General features: G+C 73.2%; 15 protein-coding genes. 7 read left to right on the forward strand and 8 right to left on the reverse strand.

The genetic code is table 11. From position 1 onward, the window contains the following. Window positions 1-257: 257 nt before the first annotated feature. Complete coding sequence (locus tag ACFV9M_RS20625) at window positions 258-1,235, reverse strand: FAD-dependent oxidoreductase (RefSeq protein ID WP_385068730.1); 978 nt, start codon at window positions 1,233-1,235, stop codon at window positions 258-260. A 91-nt stretch (window positions 1,236-1,326) separates the two neighbouring features. Here ACFV9M_RS20625 and ACFV9M_RS20630 point away from each other — a divergent pair, with 91 nt between their 5' ends. Next, complete coding sequence (locus ACFV9M_RS20630) at window positions 1,327-2,967, forward strand: ABC-F family ATP-binding cassette domain-containing protein (protein ID WP_385068732.1); 1,641 nt, start codon at window positions 1,327-1,329, stop codon at window positions 2,965-2,967. Window positions 2,968-2,969: 2 nt separating this feature from the next. Here ACFV9M_RS20630 and ACFV9M_RS20635 read toward each other — a convergent pair whose 3' ends face one another. The 5 genes from ACFV9M_RS20635 to ACFV9M_RS20655 form a co-directional block, all read right to left on the reverse strand. Then, window positions 2,970-3,557: a DinB family protein gene (locus ACFV9M_RS20635; RefSeq protein WP_385068734.1), complete on the reverse strand. Its 588-nt coding sequence runs from the start codon at window positions 3,555-3,557 to the stop codon at window positions 2,970-2,972. A 42-nt stretch (window positions 3,558-3,599) separates the two neighbouring features. Further along, complete coding sequence (locus tag ACFV9M_RS20640) at window positions 3,600-4,163, reverse strand: putative glycolipid-binding domain-containing protein (RefSeq protein WP_385068736.1); 564 nt, start codon at window positions 4,161-4,163, stop codon at window positions 3,600-3,602. A 59-nt stretch (window positions 4,164-4,222) separates the two neighbouring features. Beyond that, window positions 4,223-6,631, reverse strand: a complete 2,409-nt coding sequence (locus ACFV9M_RS20645; RefSeq protein WP_385068738.1) for a Tex family protein — start codon at window positions 6,629-6,631, stop codon at window positions 4,223-4,225. Between the two features lie 160 nt (window positions 6,632-6,791). After that, window positions 6,792-6,923: an LPFR motif small protein gene (locus ACFV9M_RS20650; RefSeq protein WP_385068740.1), complete on the reverse strand. Its 132-nt coding sequence runs from the start codon at window positions 6,921-6,923 to the stop codon at window positions 6,792-6,794. Window positions 6,924-7,040: 117 nt separating this feature from the next. After that, window positions 7,041-7,790 (reverse strand): enoyl-CoA hydratase/isomerase family protein, encoded by a 750-nt coding sequence (locus ACFV9M_RS20655; RefSeq protein WP_385068742.1) that lies wholly within the window; start codon window positions 7,788-7,790, stop codon window positions 7,041-7,043. A gap of 334 nt (window positions 7,791-8,124) precedes the next feature. Between ACFV9M_RS20655 and ACFV9M_RS20660 the strand changes: the two genes are divergently transcribed. Then, window positions 8,125-8,649: an ATP-binding protein gene (locus ACFV9M_RS20660; RefSeq protein ID WP_385068852.1), complete on the forward strand. Its 525-nt coding sequence runs from the start codon at window positions 8,125-8,127 to the stop codon at window positions 8,647-8,649. Window positions 8,650-8,685: 36 nt separating this feature from the next. Here the strand turns inward: ACFV9M_RS20660 and idi are convergent, their stop codons facing one another. Both idi and ACFV9M_RS20670 read right to left on the reverse strand, forming a co-directional pair. Next, entirely contained in the window at window positions 8,686-9,279 is a 594-nt protein-coding gene (idi, locus tag ACFV9M_RS20665; protein ID WP_385068744.1) for an isopentenyl-diphosphate Delta-isomerase, read from the reverse strand. A gap of 219 nt (window positions 9,280-9,498) precedes the next feature. Beyond that, window positions 9,499-10,440, reverse strand: a complete 942-nt coding sequence (locus ACFV9M_RS20670; RefSeq protein WP_385068746.1) for a cation diffusion facilitator family transporter — start codon at window positions 10,438-10,440, stop codon at window positions 9,499-9,501. Between the two features lie 387 nt (window positions 10,441-10,827). Between ACFV9M_RS20670 and ACFV9M_RS20675 the strand changes: the two genes are divergently transcribed. Genes ACFV9M_RS20675 through ACFV9M_RS20695 form a run of 5 tightly spaced genes read left to right on the forward strand, consistent with a single transcriptional unit; the run spans window position 10,828 to window position 16,111 of the window. Then, window positions 10,828-12,675, forward strand: a complete 1,848-nt coding sequence (locus ACFV9M_RS20675) for a DUF5941 domain-containing protein (RefSeq protein WP_385068748.1) — start codon at window positions 10,828-10,830, stop codon at window positions 12,673-12,675. Next, window positions 12,672-13,424 (forward strand): sugar phosphate nucleotidyltransferase, encoded by a 753-nt coding sequence (locus ACFV9M_RS20680; protein WP_385068749.1) that lies wholly within the window; start codon window positions 12,672-12,674, stop codon window positions 13,422-13,424. Before ACFV9M_RS20675 ends, ACFV9M_RS20680 begins: the two co-directional genes overlap by 4 nt. After that, a complete protein-coding gene (locus ACFV9M_RS20685; protein WP_385068751.1) occupies window positions 13,412-14,473 on the forward strand; it encodes an iron-containing alcohol dehydrogenase family protein in 1,062 nt (353 codons plus the stop codon). The genes ACFV9M_RS20680 and ACFV9M_RS20685 overlap by 13 nt, the downstream gene beginning before the upstream one ends. Continuing rightward, a complete protein-coding gene (locus ACFV9M_RS20690) occupies window positions 14,451-15,230 on the forward strand; it encodes a CDP-alcohol phosphatidyltransferase family protein (RefSeq protein WP_385068752.1) in 780 nt (259 codons plus the stop codon). Before ACFV9M_RS20685 ends, ACFV9M_RS20690 begins: the two co-directional genes overlap by 23 nt. Further along, a complete protein-coding gene (locus ACFV9M_RS20695) occupies window positions 15,227-16,111 on the forward strand; it encodes a glycosyltransferase family 2 protein (RefSeq protein ID WP_385068753.1) in 885 nt (294 codons plus the stop codon). The genes ACFV9M_RS20690 and ACFV9M_RS20695 overlap by 4 nt, the downstream gene beginning before the upstream one ends. Window positions 16,112-16,167 lie beyond the last annotated feature (56 nt).

Here is a 16,167-nt window from a genome sequence, read left to right on the forward strand (position 1 = left end):
CCGGGCCGCGACCGGTCCCTGGTCCGGTCTCCGGTCCGGTCCTCGGTCCGGTCCCTGGTCCGGTCTCCGGTCCGGTCCTCGGTCCGGTCCCTGGTCCGGTCTCCGGTCCGGTCCTCGGTCCGGTCTCCGGTCCGGTCCTCGGTCCGGTCCCTGGTCCGGTCCCTGGTCCGGTCTCCGGTCCGGTCCTCGGTCCGGTCCTCGGTCCGGTCCCTGGTCCGGTCTCCGGTCCGGTCCCTGGTCCGGTCCCTGGTCCGGTCTCAGGTCCGGTTCCCGGCCGAGCCGCCCGGGAACGCCAGCCCGGCCGCCTCCTCCGCACACCCCCACGCCACGGTCACCCCACCGCCGCCGTGCCCGTAGTGGTGCACCACCGACCGCCCGTCCGGCAGCGCCTCCCGCTCCAGCCGCACCGCGTGCCGTACGGGCCGCAGCCCCACCCGGTGCTCCAGGACCCGCGCCCCCGCGACCTCCGGGCGAAAGGCGGCGCACCGCCGTACGATCGCCGCGGCCACCGCCGGATCCGGCTCCGGCGACCAGTTGTCGTCCTCCGCGGTGCCGCCCAGCAGCAGCCGCCCCGGCTGCGGGAAGAGGTACGCCAGATCACCGTCCGGACCGGTGGAGACCAGCCAGGTGCGGATCCCGGGGTTCTCCACGACGACCAGCTGCCCCCGCTGCGGCCGCACCGAGGTGTCCGCGGCCAGATCACGGGCGCCCAGGCCCGTGCAGTTGACGACGACCGGCGCGTCGGCCTCCGCCAGATCGCTCACGGCGCGTTCCTCGACCGTGCCGCCCGCGCGCAGCAACCGCTCCCGCAGCCACGGCAGATGGACCGCCATGTCGATCAGCGGCAGCCGCGCCCACAGGCCCCTCCCGGCGGGGTACTCCCGGGCGGTCGCCGGACGCAGCCCGGTCAGCCGGCCGGCCGTCCAGGCCGCGACGGCGCCCGGCTCCGTCCCGCCCATGACCCCCTCGACCAGACGCACCCCGGTGACCTCGGGCCGCCCGGCGAGTTCCTCGTACACCTCCAGCGAGCGCAGCGCCCAGGCCCGGGCCGACGCCACCGGCCCGATGTGGTACGGCCACCACAGCGCGCCCGCGACGGCCGAGGTGGTCCGCTCGGCCGGCTCCCGCGTCCACACCCGCACCCGCCGGCCCCGCTCGGCGAGGACCACCGCCGTCACCAGCCCGATGACCCCGCCGCCGACCACGATCACATCGCCGTTCCCGTGCCTGCCCACGCCCTGACGGTAGCCCGTACGCGCGCCCACCGGCCACGGGGCGGAACCCCCGCGCCCCCGGCACCGCGCGCCCACTAGGATCTACCGTCTGATGACTGCCACCCTCGTCGCCAAGAACCTCGCCGCCGGCCACGGCGACCGCGCCCTCTTCGCCGGGCTCGACCTCGTCGTCGCCCCCGGTGACGTGATCGGGCTGGTCGGAGCCAACGGCGCCGGCAAGTCCACCCTGCTGAAGCTCCTGGCCGGCCTCACCGCGCCGGAGGAGGGCGAGCTCAGGCTCTCCCCGCCGACCGCGACCGTCGGCCACCTGCCCCAGGAGCCGGAGCGCCGCCCCGGCGAGAGCGTGCGGGAGTTCCTCGCCCGCCGCACCGGGGTCGCCGAGGCGCAGCGCGCGATGGACGAGGCCACCCAGGGCCTGGTCGACGGCGCTCCCGGCGCCGACGACGCCTACGCGGCGAGCCTGGAGCGCTGGCTCGGCCTCGGCGGCGCCGACCTCGACGAACGCGCGGAGGAGGTCGCCGACTCCCTCGGTCTCGGCGTGGACCTCGGCCAGCCGATGACGTCCCTGTCCGGCGGCCAGGCCGCCCGCGCGGGCCTCGCCTCCCTCCTCCTGTCCCGCTACGACGTCTTCCTCCTCGACGAGCCCACCAACGACCTCGACCTCGACGGCCTGGAGCGCCTCGAACACTTCGTGACCGGCCTGCGCGCCGGCACCGTCGTCGTCAGCCACGACCGCGAGTTCCTCGCCCGCACCGTCACCAAGGTCCTCGAACTCGACCTCGCCCAGCGGCAGATCAACCTCTACGGCGGCGGCTACGAGGCGTACCTGGAGGAGCGGGACGTGGCCCGTCGGCACGCCCGCGAGGACTACGACGAGTACGCCGACAAGAAGGCCGCCCTGCACGAACGCGCGCAGACGCAGCGCTCCTGGATGGACAAGGGCGTGAAGAACGCGCGCCGCAAGGCGGGCAACGACAACGACAAGATCGGCCGCAAGTTCCGCAGCGAGGCCAGCGAGAAGCAGGCCGCGAAGGCCCGCCAGACCCAGCGCATGATCGAACGCCTGGAGGTCGTCGAGGAGCCCCGCAAGGAGTGGGAGCTGCGCATGGAGATCGCGGCCGCCCCGCGCTCCGGCGCGGTCGTCGCCACCCTCCGGGACGCCGAGGTGCGGCGCGGCGCCTTCACCTTCGGCCCGGTGACCCTCCAGATCGACTGGGCCGACCGGGTCGCGGTCACCGGCGCGAACGGCGCGGGCAAGTCGACCCTGCTCGCCGCGCTGCTGGGCCGTGTCCCGCTGGACGCCGGCCACGCGGCCCTCGGCTCGGGCGTCCTGGTCGGCGAGGTCGACCAGGCGCGCGGGCTGTTCCACGGCCCCGAGGCGCTGCTCGACGCGTTCTCCGCCGCCGTACCGGACACGGAACCGGCCGAGGTGCGCACCCTCCTGGCCAAGTTCGGTCTGAAGGCGGACCATGTGCTGCGCCCGGCGGCGACCCTCTCACCGGGCGAACGCACCCGCGCCGCCCTCGCGCTGCTCCAGGGACGCGGCGTCAACCTGCTCGTCCTCGACGAGCCGACCAACCACCTCGACCTCCCGGCCATCGAGCAGCTGGAGGCCGCCCTCGACGCCTACGAGGGGACCCTGCTCCTGGTCACCCACGACCGGCGCATGCTGGACGCGGTCCACGTCACCCGCCGCCTGGAGGTCGCGGACGGCAAGGTGACCGAACGGTAGCCTCACCCGGTGCGGCCCGCCTCCCGGGCCGCCCGTTCCACCCGCTCGCGGTGCGCCGTCCACCACGCCGGGTCGCCGTCGGGCGTGTTGGCGCCGCCCGGGCGCTCTCCCGTCGCTCCGTCGACCAGCTCCCGCACGACGTCGGCGTGCCCGGCGTGCCGGTGCGTCTCGCCGATCATGTGGGCGAGGATCCGATGCAGCGTCACCTCGCCCCCCTTGCCCCCCGGGATCCGGCCGACCGCGTCCCACGGCAGCGCCGCGACCGTCTCGTCCGCGTGCGCGCAGGCCCGCCGGTACAGCCCGACGATCTCCTCGCGGGTCTCGTCGGCCCGCGCCCACAGGTCGGCGTTCGGCTCCGCGTCCCCGGTGATCCACAACGGCGTCCCCGCGAACGGCCGCCCGAACACCGTCCCGAAGTACAGTGCCTCCGCCCCGGCCAGGTGCTTGACCAGACCCAGCAGATTCGTGCCGGTCGGCGTCATGGGCCGGCGCACGTCGTACTCCGACAGCCCGTCGAGTTTCCACACCAGCACGTCGCGGGCGTCCTGGAGGCACTTCAGGAGGTCCGCCTTGGGATCGGATGCGTTCATCCCGCCAGTCTGTCGCTGCGATGATCACCGGCAAACCGGGTTTCACGCCAGGCGCCTCGCCAGCCCCGGATAGTCGACGACGTACCCGTCCTCGTCGAAGACGATGTCGCTCCGGAACGTCCCGGAGACGAAACGCACCCGCGCGCCCCGTTCGCCCGGCCCGAGGTACGTGTACGTCTGCCAGGACGGCCGCACGGTCAGCGCCGGCACCGACACCCACGCCATCAGCAACCGCCGCTCGCCCGGCGCCCGGTGCAGTCCGTGCCGCAGCACCGGCATGGTGTTGGTGAGCGGGCACAGCCCCAGATCGCAGTCGAGGGCGTCCTCGAATCCGGGCAGCCGCTCACCGTCGGCCGTCCACCCGCCCCGGCCGTCGTGCCGCAGATCCAGCGACCGCGTCCGCTCCGCCGTCTCGACCGTCACCGCCAGCCGCCGCGTCACGAACCCCTCGGCCGTGTCGAGTTCGTAGGAGACCCAGTACGGCTCCGGCGCCGTGCCCACCGCGCGCCCCCGCGCACCGAGCGCACCCTCACCGGCGTCGGCCCACGCCGTCTCGTACCCGCCGCTCGCCGTGACCGCCCAGGTGAGGACGCGAGAGGTGCTCATACCGTCACTGTACGAGCGGGGGCCGTCCCGGAACGCCGCCGGGGCCCGGCCCCCCTCGCTCAGCTCCGGCCCTTCTTGGGGTCGACCAGCCCCGCCCGGCGCAGCGCGTCGGCCATCGCGCTGTTCGCCGGCGCCGGAGCCTGCCGGGCACCGCCGCCGCGCTGACCGCCGCCCGCGCCCCGCTGACCGCCGCCGCGCTGGCCGGACTGCTGCCGCTGCTGCGGCGGGCGCCCGCCACCGCGCTGCGGCCGGCCCTCGCCCGGGGCGCCCTTCGGGGCCGCCTCGTCGTCCAGCCGGAGCGTCAGCGAGATCCGCTTGCGCGGGATGTCGATGTCGAGGACCTTCACCTTGACGATGTCCCCCGGCTTGACCACGTCCCGCGGGTCCTTGACGAACGTCTTCGACATGGCGGAGACGTGGACCAGGCCGTCCTGGTGGACACCGACGTCGACGAACGCGCCGAAGGCGGCCACGTTGGTCACCACGCCCTCCAGGACCATGCCGGAGGACAGGTCGGAGATCTTCTCCACGCCCTCCTTGAAGGTGGCCGTCCGGAAGGCGGGCCGCGGGTCGCGCCCGGGCTTCTCCAGCTCCTTGAGGATGTCGGTGACGGTCGGCAGACCGAAGGTGTCGTCCACGAAGTCGTCCGGCCTGAGCGACCGCAGCACCGAGGTGTTGCCGACGAGGGCGGCCACCTCCTGCCCGGTCGTCTTCACCATCCGCCGGACCACCGGGTACGCCTCGGGGTGCACGCTGGAGGCGTCCAGCGGGTCCTCGCCGCCGCGGATCCGCAGGAAGCCCGCGCACTGCTCGTACGCCTTGGGGCCGAGCCGGGGCACCTTCCTCAGGTCCTTGCGGGAGGTGAACGGGCCGTTGGCGTCGCGGTGCGCCACGATGTTCTCGGCGAGGCCGGAGGTGATGCCGGAGACCCGGGCGAGCAGCGGGGCGGACGCGGTGTTCACGTCGACACCGACGCCGTTCACACAGTCCTCCACCACCGCGTCCAGCGAACGCGACAGCTTCACCTCGGACAGGTCGTGCTGGTACTGGCCGACCCCGATGGACTTCGGGTCGATCTTCACCAGCTCGGCCAGCGGGTCCTGGAGGCGGCGGGCGATCGACACGGCGCCGCGCAGCGACACGTCCATGTCGGGCAGCTCCTGCGAGGCGAAGGCCGAGGCCGAGTAGACCGAGGCGCCCGCCTCGGACACCATCACCTTGGTGAGGTTCAGCTCCGGGTGCCGGGTGATGAGGTCACCGGCGAGCTTGTCGGTCTCACGGGACGCCGTGCCGTTGCCGATCGCGACCAGCTCGACCGCGTGCTCCTTCGCCAGCCGCGCCAGCTTGGCGATCGCCTCGTCCCACCGGTTCGCCGGGACGTGCGGGTGGATGACGTCGGTGGCGACGACCTTGCCGGTCGCGTCCACCACGGCCACCTTCACACCCGTGCGGAAGCCGGGGTCCAGGCCGAGCGTCGCGCGGGTGCCCGCGGGGGCGGCGAGCAGCAGGTCCCGCAGGTTCGCCGCGAACACGTCGACCGCCTCGTCCTCGGCGGCCGTACGCAGCCTGAGCCGCAGGTCGATCCCGAGGTGCACCAGGAGCCGGGTGCGCCAGGCCCAGCGGACGGTGTCGGTCAGCCACTTGTCGGCGGGGCGGCCCCGGTCGGCGATGCCGAACCGGTGGGCGACGATCCCCTCGTACGACGAGGGCCCGTCCGTCGGCTCCTCCGGCTCCAGGACGAGGTCGAGGACCTCCTCCTTCTCACCGCGCAGCATCGCCAGAATGCGGTGCGAGGGCAGCTCGGTGAACGGCTCGGCGAAGTCGAAGTAGTCGGCGAACTTGGCGCCCGCCTCCTCCTTGCCGTCCCGCACCTTCGCGGCGAGGCGCCCGCGCACCCACATGCGTTCGCGCAGCTCGCCGATCAGGTCGGCGTCCTCCGAGAACCGCTCGGTGAGGATCGCCCGCGCCCCGTCCAGCGCGGCCTGCGGATCGGCGACGCCCTTGCCGGCGTCGACGAAGGCGGTCGCCGCGGCGAGCGGCTCGACGCCCGGGTCGCCGAGCAGTCCCGTGGCCAGCGGCTCCAGCCCGGCCTCCCGGGCGATCTGCGCCTTCGTCCGCCGCTTGGGCTTGTAGGGCAGGTAGATGTCCTCCAGCCGGGCCTTGGTCTCGGCGCCGCGGATCCGCTCCTCCAGCTCGCCGGTGAGCTTGCCCTGCTCGCGCACGGAGTCCAGGATCGCCGCCCGGCGCTCCTCCAGCTCCCGCAGGTAGCGCAGCCGCTCCTCGACCGTGCGCAGCTGCGCGTCGTCGAGCATCTCGGTCGCTTCCTTGCGGTAGCGGGCGATGAAAGGCACCGTCGAACCGCCGTCGAGCAGTTCCACGGCGGCCTTCACCTGCCGCTCCCGTACGCCGAGCTCCTCGGCGATCCTGCCTTCGATGGACCCTACTTCGATGGACCCGGGTGTCGTCACGATCCCGTACCGCCTTCTCCACTGAGGTTGCGCGGCAATTGTGGCAGGCCGCGCCGACAATCGGGGATCAGGGCGGACTCCCGGCGGGCCGGGCGGGCGGCAGCGCCCTCACGCGGCCGGGAACGCCTTCGCCCCCCGGCGGCGTGAGGGCCCCACGGCTTCAGGCCCTGCCGTGCCGCGTGGAGGCGGAGGCGCCCCCGAAGAGCCGGGCCACGGCCCTGAAGGGCAGGGTCACCACGGTGGCGACGGCGCCACCGATCTGCCGCAGCACGTCTGCGATCGCACGGAACACGTGAGTCTCCTCTCCTCTCCCGGCCGCCACGGCCGGGAGTCAACGGGTACCTCCGCGACGCCCGGACATGCCCGTCCGTCGTCGACGGGCGGTGCGAAGGTCCCGCGGGACCGCCTCTCACCCCGACGTGGTCCAGGTGAAGCGCGGCTCCCTGCGCTCCAGGAACGCGGCGACGCCCTCCGCGGTCTCGCCGTCGGCGCGGGCCAGCGCGGCCCAGTGGGCGTCGCGGTCCGTGCGGCCGTTCACGAACTCCTTCGCGGCGGCCTGCGTCAGCTGCGAACGGGACGTCAGCACCCGGGTGAACTCCGCCACACGCTCGTCGAGCGCGCCGGCCGGCAGCACCTCGTCCACCAGCCCGGTGCGCAGCGCCCGCTCCGCGTCGATCAGTTCCCCCGAGAACAGCAGGTACTTGGCGGTGGCCGGACCGACCAGCGCGACCAGCCGCCGGGTCGCGGAGGACGGGTAGACGATGCCGAGCTTCGCCGGTGTCACCCCGAACAGTGCCCCCTCCTCGGCGAACCGCAGGTCGCACGCGGCCGCGAGCTGCGCGCCGCCGCCCACGCAGTGGCCCTTCACCGCCGCCAGCGTCGGTTTCGGGAACGCGGCGAGAGCCTCCTCGGCCCGCACCGCCAGTCCCTGCGCCTCGTCGGGCGACCCCTGGAGCGTGGAGATGTCGGCTCCGGCGCAGAACGTGCCGCCCGCGCCGGTCAGCACGAGCGCCCGCACGCCCGGGTCGGCGGCGAGCCCGTCCAGCAACGGGGGAAGCGCCCGCCACATCGCGGCCGTCATGGCGTTGCGCTTGGCCGGGTGGTGCAGGACGACGGTGGCGACCCCGTCGGTGACGCCGTGCAGCAGCTCGGGCTCCATGCGCCGGATGCTAACCGCCCGTTCGCGCGCTCGGCCGACCGCGTCCGGGTGGGCGTCACCGCTTCGGATCGGTGTCATCGTCGCCGCCCGGACGGGGCGACGGGCGGGACGGGGTACGAAACGGGCGAGCGCCCCGGCAAACCCGTACAACCTGAAGAGTGCACGAAGGTGGTGCACACCGGACAGAAGCCGACAAGGCGCAGAGAATCACGGGCGGGAAACGCCGAGAACGCTCGATAAGTGCTGACTTCTGTTCAGTCATCCGGCGCCCGCCGCCGGGTTACCAACACTCAGGGGTGTGGCGACAATCGAGCGCAAGGGTGGCGACCGGACGATGGACGACCGCGGGCGCGGGCCCGGCCCACGCCCTCAGGGCGACGCAGGCGCACCTCTCGGACCCCGTGGGACGGACGTGCCGCGACCGCTGCCGTACGAGGGGGTCTGGCGGTTCACCGCCGCCCCCGTGGAGGTCTCGGTCCCGCAGGCGCGACACGCCGTGCGGGACCTGCTGCTGCGTCAAGGGGTGCCGGTCACGGACGACCTCGCCGAGGGGCTCCTGCTGATCGTCTCGGAACTGGTGACCAACGCCGTCCGGCACGCGGCGCTGCTGTCGCCGGTGCTCGCGGTGGAGGTCGCCGTCGGCGCCGCGTGGGTGCGGGTGTCCGTGGAGGACAACCACCCCTACCGCCCCACCGCCCTGGAGGCCGACCACGGCCAGACCGGCGGCCGGGGGCTGCTTCTGGTGCGGGAGATCACCCGGGAGGCCGGCGGGGTGTGCGACGTCGAGCACACGGCGAGCGGCGGCAAGGTCATCTGGGCCGCCCTGCCGCTCAAGCCCGCGGACACCGTCCAGGGGTGATCCGGCCCTGCGGGGAGTGATCCGGACACCCCCGCCTCACCAGCCGGCCGACGGACCCGTCAGTTCCCGGACGGCCGGCCGGGCCGCGTCCAGCACGGTCATGAACCACGAGGAGAACGTGTCCCTCGCGTGCCGCTCGGCCAGCTCGGCGGGTGTCACGAAGGCCGTGTCGCCGACCTCCTGCGGGTCCGGCCGCAGCGGGGACTGCACCATCCCGACGAACAGGTGGTTGTACTCCTGCTCCACCAGGCCCGAGGCCGGGTCCGGGTGGTTGTAGCGGACCGTGCCCGCCTCCGCGAGCAGCGACGGGGACACCCCCAGCTCCTCGAAGGTGCGCCGCGCGGCCGCCGCGAAGGGGGCCTCGCCCGGGTAGGGGTGGCCGCAGCAGGTGTTGGACCACACACCGGGGGAGTGGTACTTGCCGAGCGCCCGCTGCTGGAGCAGCAGCCGGCCGTGCTCGTCGAAGAGGAAGACGGAGAACGCCCGGTGCAGCTGCCCCGGCGCCTGGTGGGCGGCGAGCTTCTCCGCTGTGCCGATGGTCACGCCGTCCTCGTCGACGAGTTCCAGCAGAATCGCGTCAGCGGTGCCGCTCGACGAGCCGGTCGTCGTGGTGGCAGAAGTGATCGGCATACCCATCCTTAGCATCGGTCCTCGCCTCCTCAGTCTGCCGTACGCGTCCGCGCTCCCCGCACTTCGCGTGAGCGCCCGCATGTCCCGCGTCCGGCGACCGGACCCCCTGGGCGATCTTGCCCGGCAAGGCGCCCCGGGAACCGTTCCGAACGAAGGTGCGAAATGATGACCGGCGAGGTCACCCGTGGAGACGGCGGCCCGGGGCCCGTCCCGCTCGCGTCAGTGGCAGAGCCGCGCCTCGTGCTCGGCGTGCCCGCCCGGCTCCAGCTGGAAGGTGCAGTGCGCCACGTCGAAGTGGTCGCCGAGGCAGCCCTGGAGCTCGTGCAGCATCTTCTCGTGGCCGATCGCGTCCAGCACGTCCGAGCGCACCACCACGTGCGCGGACAGCACCGGCATCCCCGAGGTGATCGTCCAGGCGTGCAGGTCGTGCACGTCCTCCACCCCGTCCAGCGCCAGAATGTGCGTCCGCACCTCCGCCATGTCGACGTCCCTCGGAGCCGACTCCAGCAGGACGTCCAGGGTCTCGCGCAGCAGCTTGAGGGTCCGCGGCACGATCATCAGGCCGATGACGAGCGAGGCGACCGGGTCGGCGGCCTGCCAGCCGGTGGTGAGGATCACCACCGCCGACACCAGCACCGCCACCGAGCCCAGCGCGTCCGCCGCCACCTCCAGGAACGCGCCCCGCACGTTCAGGCTCTCCGCCTGGCCGCGCATCAGCAGCGTCAGCGAGATGGTGTTCGCCACCAGGCCCACCGCGCCGAACACGATCATCAGCCCGCCCTCGGTGGCGGCGGGCGCGAGGAACCGCTGGACCGCCTCGTACAGGACGTAGCCACCCACCCCGAGCAGCAGCAGGCAGTTGGCCAGCGCGGCGAGGATCTCCGCCCGGGCGTAGCCGAAGGTGCGGTGCGTGCTCGGGGGGCGGTTGGCGAAGTGGATGGCGAGCAGCGCCATGCCGAGGCCCAGCGCGTCCGTCGCCATGTGCGCCGCGTCAGCGATCAGGGCGAGGGAGTCCGCGAGCACGCCGCCCACGATCTCCACCACCATCACGGTGAGCGTGATCGACAGCGCCACCCGCAGCCTGCCGCGGTACGCCGCGGCGGCCGTGGCGGTGGTCGGCACCTGCGTGTGCGCATGGCCGTGGTCGTGCCCAGCCCCCATGGAGCAAGCCCTCCTGTCAGCGGTCCGGCACCCAGTCAACTACGGGTGGGGGGTATCCGGCAACGCGGCACTGAACACCGTTGTCATCTGCTCTGACCTGCGAAAACGATTCCCGGTTCACGGTGGCGCCACCTGCTGTCCGGCCGTCCCGCGCGGGTGATCGGCGGCACGGTTTGTCGGCCGGGCCGCCGATCACCCATGATGATCTCGGCAAAGGGCGGTGCACACGTGCTGTCAGACCGTGTGATCCGTCCTTGAACGGCCGGTGAACACGGTCTTCCCGGCATCCGATAGCCTCTGCCGACATGCCGCCCGGCTGGTACCGGAGGGCGCCCCACCATGCAGATGACCGACGTGGACGCGTCGGGACCCAGGGAGTGAGTTCGGTTGCCGACCGCCATCCTCACCGGTCAGCCGGTCCCCGGATCGTCGATCGAGACGGACCTGCGGTCCCTCGGCTTCGACGTCCGGACCGCGGCCGGCACCGCCGACGCCGAGACGCTTCTCGCCGCCGTCCCCGGTGACCAGCGCGTCGCGCTCGTCGACACCCGCTTCGTGGGCCATCCGCACGCGCTGCGCCTCGGCCTCACCGACCCCCGCTTCCCGCTCGCCGCGATCCCCGGCGCCGTCACCGCCCAGCCCGCCGGCCGGCAGGCCCTGACCCGGGCGCTGGCCCGGGAGAACTCCGCGAGCGGCGGCACGGCCGGTGGGGGTGCCCCCGCGCGAGCGAAGTCGAGCGTGGGGAACGTCGACAGCCTCGACAGCCTCGCCGACCGCGTCGTCGGCGCTCTCGACGCCGACGGCGCCGACGTCCACCGGCCCGAGCTCGGCAGCCTGGTCGCGGAGGTCCCCGCCGACCCGCAGGCCCGCAACGAGGCACGGCAGGCCGTCGCCGCCGTCGACGACGAGGCCGTACGCCTGAGGTCGGCCGTGAAGTCCCGCGACGGTTTCTTCACCACCTTCTGCGTCAGCCCCTACTCGCGGTACCTCGCCCGCTGGTGCGCCCGCCGCGGCCTCACCCCGAACCAGGTCACCACCGCCTCCCTGATCACCGCGCTGATCGCGGCGGGCTGCGCGGCCACCGGCACCCGGGGCGGATTCGTCGCCGCCGGCCTGCTGCTGATCTTCTCCTTCGTGCTGGACTGCACCGACGGCCAGCTCGCCCGCTACTCCCTGCAGTACTCCACCCTCGGCGCCTGGCTCGACGCCACCTTCGACCGGGCCAAGGAGTACGCCTACTACGCCGGCCTCGCGCTGGGCGCGGCCCGCGGCGGCAGTGACGACGTATGGGCCCTCGCGCTCGGCGCGATGGTCCTCCAGACCTGCCGGCACGTCGTGGACTTCTCCTTCAACGAGGCCAACCACGACGCCGCCGCCAACACCAGCCCCACCGCCGCCCTCTCCGACAAGCTCGACAGCGTCGGCTGGACGGTCTGGGCGCGGCGGATGATAGTCCTGCCCATCGGCGAACGATGGGCCATGATCGCCGTCCTCACGGCCGCGACGACCCCCCGCATCACCTTCTACGCACTGCTGATCGGCTGTGCCCTGGCGGCGACCTACACCACGGCGGGACGCGTGCTGCGTTCGGTGACCCGCAGGGCCGAGCGCACGGACCGGGCCGCGCGGGCGCTGGCCGATCTCGCGGACAACGGCCCCCTGGCCGCCTTCGTGGGCAGGTGGCGCAGCCCGAACACCCGCTTCCGCCCGAGCTCCCCGCTGCTGCCGGCGGCGTTCGGCGTCGGCGTCCTCGCCGCGAGCGTCGCGTCCGGCAGCCCCTGGGCGGCCGCCGCCGGCGCGGTGGTCTACGCCCTCACCTCCGGCCTCGCCCTCTCCCAGCCCCTCAAGGGCGCCCTCGACTGGCTGGTCCCGCCGCTCTTCCGCGCCGCGGAGTACCTCACCGTCCTCGTCCTCGCCGCCCGGGCCGATGTGAACGGGGCGCTGCCCGCGGCTTTCGGGCTGGTGGCGGCCGTCGCCTACCATCACTACGACACGGTGTACCGCATCCGCGGCGACGCCGGAGCGCCGCCGGCCTGGCTGGTGCGCGCCGTCGGGGGGCAGGAGGGGCGGACACTGCTCGTCACGGTTCTGGCCGCCCTGCTCACCGCCTCGCAGTTCACGGTGGCGCTCACGGTCCTGGCCGTGGCCGTCGCCCTCGTGGTGCTCGCCGAGAGCATCCGCTTCTGGGTGTCCTCAGGGGCCCCCGCCGTACACGACGAAGGAGAACCCGCATGATCGGCCTCGTGCTGGCGGCCGGCGCCGGACGGCGTCTGCGCCCCTACACCGACACCCTGCCCAAGGCGCTGGTGCCGGTGGGGCCCGCGGGCATAGAGGGCGAACCGACGGTCCTGGACCTGACGCTCGGCAATTTCGCCGAGATCGGTCTGACCGAGGTCGCGGTGATCGTCGGCTACCGCAAGGAGGCCGTGTACGAGCGCAAGGCGGCCCTGGAGCGGAAGTACGGCCTCACGCTCACCCTCATCGACAACGACAAGGCCGAGGAGTGGAACAACGCCTACTCCCTGTGGTGCGGCCGTGACGCCCTCAAGGACGGCGTGATCCTCGCCAACGGCGACACCGTCCACCCGGTCTCCGTCGAGAGGACGCTGCTCGCCGCCCGCGGCGACGGCAAGAAGATCATCCTCGCCCTCGACACGGTGAAGTCCCTCGCCGACGAGGAGATGAAGGTCGTCGTCGATGCCGAGAAGGGCATGACGAAGATCACCAAGCTGATGGACCCCGCCGAGGCCACCGGTGAGTACATCGGCGTCACCCTCATCGAGGGCGACGCGGCCGCCGAACTGGGGGACGCGCTGAAGACCGTGTGGGAGACCGATCCGCAGCAGTTCTACGAGCACGGCTACCAGGAGCTCGTCGACCGCGGCTTCCGGATCGACGTCGCGCCGATCGGCGAGGTCGACTGGGTCGAGATCGACAACCACGACGACCTCGCCCGGGGACGGGAGATCGCGTGCCAGTACTGACCCGGCTCATCCCCTCGCCGGTCGTCGTCGACATCCGCCCGGGTGCCCTCGACGACCTGGCGTGCGTCCTCGCCGACGAGCGCATCTCGCACTCCGGCAAGCTCGCCGTCGCCGTCAGCGGCGGCTCGGGCGCCCGGCTGCGCGAGCGGATCGCCCCCTCCATGCCGGGCGCCGCCTGGTACGAGGTCGGCGGCGGCACCCTCGACGACGCCGTGCGGCTGGCGAGCGACATAAAGGCCGGCCACTACGACGCCGTCGTGGGCCTCGGCGGCGGCAAGATCATCGACTGCGCCAAGTTCGCCGCGGCGCGCGTCGGCCTCCCCCTGGTCGCCGTCCCCACCAACCTCGCCCACGACGGCCTGTGCTCCCCGGTCGCCACGCTCGACAACGACGCGGGCCGCGGCTCCTACGGCGTGCCGAACCCGATCGCCGTCGTCATCGACCTCGACGTGATCCGCGAGGCCCCGGTCCGCTATGTGCGGGCGGGCATCGGGGACGCCGTCTCCAACATCTCCGCGATCGCGGACTGGGAGCTCGCTCACCAGGTGAAGGGCGAGAAGATCGACGGCCTGGCCGCCGCGATCGCCCGGCAGGCCGGCGAAGCCGTGCTGCGGCACCCCGGCGGCATCGGGGACACCGACTTCCTCCAGGTCCTCGCCGAGGCGCTGGTCCTCAGCGGCATCGCCATGTCCGTGTCGGGCGACTCCCGCCCGTCCTCCGGCGCCTGCCACGAGATCAACCACGCCTTCGACCTGCTGTTCCCCCAGCGTGCCGCCGCCCACGGCGAGCAGTGCGGCCTGGGCGCGGCGTTCGCGATGTACCTGCGCGGAGCCCACGAGGAGTCGGCCTACATGGCCGAGGTGCTGCGTCGGCACGGGCTGCCGGTCCTGCCGGAGGAGATCGGCTTCACCCCGGACGAGTTCGTCCGCGCCGTGGAGTTCGCCCCCGAGACGCGGCCCGGCCGCTACACGATCCTCGAACACCTCGACCTCAAGACCGAACAGATCAAGGACATCTACGCCGACTATGTCAAGGCCATCGGTAGCTGAACTCAGACCGGTCGTGCACCCCCCGGGGGTGAAGGACCGGCGCAGCGGTGAGCACTGGATGGGACGCCTCTACATGCGCGAGGTGTCCCTGCGGGTCGACCGCTACCTGGTCAACACCAGGGTCACGCCCAACCAGCTCACGTATCTGATGACCGTCTTCGGCGTCCTCGCGGCCCCGGCCCTGCTGGTGCCCGGGATCACGGGCGCCGTGCTCGGCGTGGTGTGCGTCCAGCTCTACCTGCTGCTGGACTGCGTCGACGGCGAGATCGCGCGCTGGAAGAAGCAGTACTCGCTGAACGGGGTCTACCTGGACCGCGTCGGCGCGTACCTCACCGACGCCGCCGTACTCGTCGGCTTCGGCCTGCGCGCCGCCGACCCGTGGGGCACCGGCCGGATCGACTGGCTCTGGGCGTTCCTCGGCACCCTCGCCGCCGTCGGCGCGATCCTGATCAAGGCCGAGACCGACCTGGTCGGCGTCGCCCGTCACCAGGCCGGGAAGCCGCCGGTCAAGGAGACCGCCGCCGAGATGCGCTCCTCCGGCATGGCCCTGGCCCGCCGGGCCGCCGCGGCGCTGAAGTTCCACCGGCTGATCCTCGGCATCGAGGCGTCGCTGCTGATCCTGGTCCTGGCGATCGTGGACCAGGTGCGCGGGGACCTCTTCTTCTCCCGGCTCGGCGTCGCCGTCCTGGCCGGCATCGCGCTCCTGCAGACACTGCTGCACCTGGTGTCCATCCTCGCGTCGAGCAGGCTGAAGTGAGCGCGTCCCTGAAGGTCGGCGCGGTGATCATCACCATGGGCAACCGCCCCGACGAGCTGAGAGCCCTGATCGACTCGGTCGCCAAGCAGGACGGCGACCCGGTCGAGGTGGTCGTGGTCGGCAACGGCTCACCCGTCCCCGCCGTCCCCGACGGGGTCCGCACCGTGGAACTGCCCGAGAACCTCGGCATCCCCGGCGGCCGCAACGTCGGCATCGAGGCCTTCGGCCCCAGCGGCCGCGACGTCGACGTCCTGCTCTTCCTCGACGACGACGGCCTCCTCGCCCAGCACGACACCGCTCAGCTGTGCCGCGAGGCGTTCGCGGCCGATCCGGGGCTCGGCATCATCAGCTTCCGCATCGCCGATCCGCAGACCGGCGTCACCCAGCGCCGCCACGTGCCCCGGCTGCGTGCCTCGGACCCGATGCGCTCCTCCCGGGTCACCACCTTCCTCGGCGGCGCCAACGCCGTCCGCACCCGGGTCCTCGCCGAGGTCGGCGGACTCCCGGACGAGTTCTTCTACGCGCACGAGGAGACCGACCTGGCATGGCGGGCCCTCGACGCGGGCTGGATGATCGACTACCGGTCCGACATGGTGCTGTACCACCCGACGACCGCGCCCTCGCGGCACGCGGTCTACCACCGCATGGTCGCCCGCAACCGGGTCTGGCTGGCCCGCCGCAACCTCCCCGCCCCGCTGGTCCCCGTCTACCTCGGCGTCTGGCTGCTGCTCACACTGGCGCGCCGCCCCTCGCGGTCCGCGCTGAAGGCGTGGTTCGGCGGGTTCCGGGAAGGATGGACCACCCCGTGCGGACCGCGCAGGCCCATGAAGTGGCGTACGGTGTGGCGGCTGACCCGACTGGGCCGGCCTCCCGTCATCTGACAAGCTCGTCCCCGAGGGCCCGGAGCGTGCCGAGGCCCCCCGGCTCATGCCAAGCC

Source organism: Streptomyces sp. NPDC059895, from assembly GCF_042731035.1.
Lineage (GTDB): Bacteria > Actinomycetota > Actinomycetes > Streptomycetales > Streptomycetaceae > Streptomyces.

What these genes read in the sequence shown, in the direction of transcription:
- ACFV9M_RS20630 (WP_385068732.1), top strand. Translation starts at nt 1,327, where the DNA reads ATGACTGCCACCCTCGTCGCCAAGAACCTCGCCGCCGGCCACGGCGAC.
- ACFV9M_RS20635 (WP_385068734.1), bottom strand. Translation starts at nt 3,557, where the DNA reads ATGAACGCATCCGATCCCAAGGCGGACCTCCTGAAGTGCCTCCAGGAC.
- ACFV9M_RS20640 (WP_385068736.1), bottom strand. Translation starts at nt 4,163, where the DNA reads ATGAGCACCTCTCGCGTCCTCACCTGGGCGGTCACGGCGAGCGGCGGG.
- ACFV9M_RS20655 (WP_385068742.1), bottom strand. Translation starts at nt 7,790, where the DNA reads ATGGAGCCCGAGCTGCTGCACGGCGTCACCGACGGGGTCGCCACCGTC.
- ACFV9M_RS20660 (WP_385068852.1), top strand. Translation starts at nt 8,125, where the DNA reads ATGGACGACCGCGGGCGCGGGCCCGGCCCACGCCCTCAGGGCGACGCA.
- idi (WP_385068744.1), bottom strand. Translation starts at nt 9,279, where the DNA reads ATGCCGATCACTTCTGCCACCACGACGACCGGCTCGTCGAGCGGCACC.
- ACFV9M_RS20670 (WP_385068746.1), bottom strand. Translation starts at nt 10,440, where the DNA reads ATGGGGGCTGGGCACGACCACGGCCATGCGCACACGCAGGTGCCGACC.
- ACFV9M_RS20680 (WP_385068749.1), top strand. Translation starts at nt 12,672, where the DNA reads ATGATCGGCCTCGTGCTGGCGGCCGGCGCCGGACGGCGTCTGCGCCCC.
- ACFV9M_RS20690 (WP_385068752.1), top strand. Translation starts at nt 14,451, where the DNA reads ATGTCAAGGCCATCGGTAGCTGAACTCAGACCGGTCGTGCACCCCCCG.